Source organism: Methylocucumis oryzae, assembly GCF_000963695.1.
GTDB classification, from domain to species: Bacteria; Pseudomonadota; Gammaproteobacteria; order Methylococcales; family Methylomonadaceae; genus Methylovulum; species Methylovulum oryzae.
The window spans coordinates 1-2,876 of record NZ_LAJX01000314.1 but is presented as its reverse complement, the minus strand read 5'-3'; the positions used below and the strand labels follow the sequence as shown (position 1 = coordinate 2,876).

The 2,876-nt window shown below is 44.5% G+C and carries 3 protein-coding genes and 1 pseudogene; all 4 read left to right on the top strand.

Annotated elements, in window-relative coordinates; all coding sequences use genetic code 11:
• Nucleotides 1-217 precede the first annotated feature (217 nt).
• Entirely contained in the window at nt 218-577 is a 360-nt protein-coding gene (folB, locus tag VZ94_RS20855; protein ID WP_045780716.1) for a dihydroneopterin aldolase, read from the top strand.
• Nucleotides 574-1,074, top strand: a complete 501-nt coding sequence (gene folK, locus VZ94_RS20850) for a 2-amino-4-hydroxy-6-hydroxymethyldihydropteridine diphosphokinase (RefSeq protein ID WP_045780715.1) — start codon at nt 574-576, stop codon at nt 1,072-1,074. Before folB ends, folK begins: the two co-directional genes overlap by 4 nt.
• Nucleotides 1,075-1,115: 41 nt before the next feature.
• Complete coding sequence (locus VZ94_RS20845) at nt 1,116-2,102, top strand: NAD(P)/FAD-dependent oxidoreductase (protein ID WP_045780714.1); 987 nt, start codon at nt 1,116-1,118, stop codon at nt 2,100-2,102.
• Nucleotides 2,083-2,876: pseudogene (locus VZ94_RS20840) on the top strand (ELM1/GtrOC1 family putative glycosyltransferase); the annotation flags it as partial. The gene VZ94_RS20845 and the pseudogene VZ94_RS20840, both read left to right, overlap by 20 nt.

Below are 2,876 nucleotides of genomic sequence, written 5' to 3'. Positions count from 1 at the left end.
CTAAACAGTTATGACGGGACAGGGCGTTTAGAAAGACAGAAAACTGCTCCTGCGTTTTCTGCATTCACCACATCCTTGTGGCTCCAGGTGTCGGCAGCAGGGATGCTGCCGCCAAGCCTACAGGGACGTATTTACGGCGTCCTGCGTTCTGAATGACCTATCCCGTCTTAAATATTTCATAGCCTCAAGATTTCACATCATAAACCGGAAACCCCACATGGATATTATTTTTTTAAACAATTTAAAATTCGACATTATTATCGGCATCTTTGACTGGGAACGGGAAAATAAGCAAACCATTATTTTAGATATTGAAATGGCTTCAGACATCACACTGGCCGCCAAATATGACGATATTCAACATGCTTTAGACTATAAAGCGGTTTATGACCGGATTAAAGGTTTTGTCGAAAACAGCCAATGTTACCTCGTTGAAACGCTAGTTACAGAAATTGCCGCGATTATTCAAAATGAATTCCGGGTCGCCTGGTTAAAAATCAAACTTAATAAACAAGGCATCTTAGGCCCAGGCACCGATGTAGGCGTTATCATAGAACGTGGAGTAAAGCCTGCGTGACCACCGACGTTTACGTTAGCTTAGGCAGCAATATTAATAAAGACCACAATATCGCGTCGGGTCTTAAGGCGTTAACGTCTCATTTTGGCTTATTAACGACATCTAGTGTTTATGAATCCGAAGCCATAGGCTTTACCGGTGCGCCGTTTTACAATCTCGTCGCCTGCTTTAACACTAATCATGATGCACACACCGTTGCCAAACAATTAAGACAAATCGAGTTTGATCACGGCCGTTCCAGTAACAGCCAAAAATTTTCATCACGAACCCTAGACCTAGACCTGATTTTATTTGGCGATTTAATCCTCACAGAAGGCGCATTACAATTGCCGCGCCCTGACATAGAACGCTATGCTTTTGTTTTAATGCCGTTAGCAGAAATCGCACCCAATCTAACCCATCCCGTGTTATTACGCACTTATCAAGAGCTTTGGCAAATCATGCAAAGCTCGTTAACCAGCTTGCCCATTCGACACCCCAATCTTGCCAATACCTAAAATTGGGCTATAGTAGCCAAACTTAACCCAGGAGGCTGCTGATGAACCAAGCACCGTTTAAAACCATCGCCATTATTGGCGGTGGCGTGGCGGGTATGTCCTGCGCGTTATGGTTAAAACATCTTGGCTTTACGCCTATTATTATCGAACAAAACACACACCTAGGCGGACAACTTTTCCATCTGGATAGAATTAACCGGTGGGTACTTGGTATGCCCAACCAAACCAGCCGTGAGCTGGCTGAGCGTTACGAACAACACATCAATTTGGAAAACATTGCCACTCAAACAGCGACCAAACTGATAGACATAACCCCGTACGCAACTCACTTAAATCTTACTCTCAAGCAAAACGGCCAAAAAAATATACTTACTGTCAACGCTATGGTCATAGCGACAGGCGTTACCAACGTAGGCGCAGAAATTTTTACCGCCCTGCCCGGCTTTGAAACGGCGCTTGCAGCAACACTCATCTCTTTTTTCCCGCTCGACCATTTAACCTTTTTAAACCAAGCGCCCCATAAAGTTATCGCGGTTGTTGGTGGTGGTGATAATGCCCATTACACAGCACTAGACTTAGCTGCTGCTGGCGCTAAAGTCATAATGCTTATGCGTGGCTCAGCCAAAGCCAAGCCTTATTTAAGACAACAACTACGCGCTTGGCTAGATAAGGGCATGGTCGTTGAACACACCGACACGACAATTCACTCGTTTCATCTTCTTGCAAACAAGCTCGAACTACAATTAAGCAATGGTCAACAACAATTAGTCGATAAGCTATTTGTCAGAGCCGGATTTAAACCCAACACAGAGTTTTTACTAAACCAACCTACTCTATCAAGCATCGTATCGAACTCTGGCTACATCAACACCGACGCGGGTAAATGTACAACACTGCCTACTATCTATGCGGTAGGCGATGTCACTAGCCCTAGCCATCAATCTGTCGTTCATGCCTTAGCCGATGGCGCGCTGGCAGCACAAACAATTAGCGAACGGATAAGCAACAATGGGATTAAGCACTTATAGCAAAACACACCATCATTCAAACATCATGGTCTGGGTGGTGGACAGTGATTATACGGGTGAACTCTACGCTCGAATTGGACTTGCAGACAGATTAGGCTTTGGTTATAGCATCATTCCCAAACCCAACGGCAATACGCAACATTACCTAACAGCATTAAAAGAAAAATATCAACAAAGTAATACCAACAACTCGCCGCTATTAATCGTCATTAGCGGCACCGGTGAAGAAACCACAGACGTGATAGCTGATTTACGCACTCTATTTAACAATCGGCTTTTTAATATCTACTTAGCCTCTATACTGCCCGACCAACAACACCCGCGCTTGCTTGAATACGATTTAATCGTGTCTCCACAATTATCCGGGGAAAAAATTATATCCACGATAGGCGTTAGCCACGGCTTAACCCAAACCCACTTAACTCAAGCCCGTCAGCAACATGTCGATTTTTTCCTGCCACTGCAAAAACCTATTATCGCAGTACTTCTAGGCGGTAACACACGTTATTGCAATGGTTTTACTACCACACATGCGCAATGTTTAGCCGGTAAGATTAATAGCATCAATCAAGCCTTAAACGGCAGCATCGTCATCACCAACAGCGACGCACACCCAATGACGCACTATCCGTATTATTAAGCGAATTAACAAGCCAGTATCATTTTTTTGACTGGCGCAAAACCGAGCACAGTCTTTATCACGCCATGCTAGCCTACGCCGATGTACTCATCGTTACAGGCGATTCATTGTCCATGTGCTCAGAAGCCGCCTAC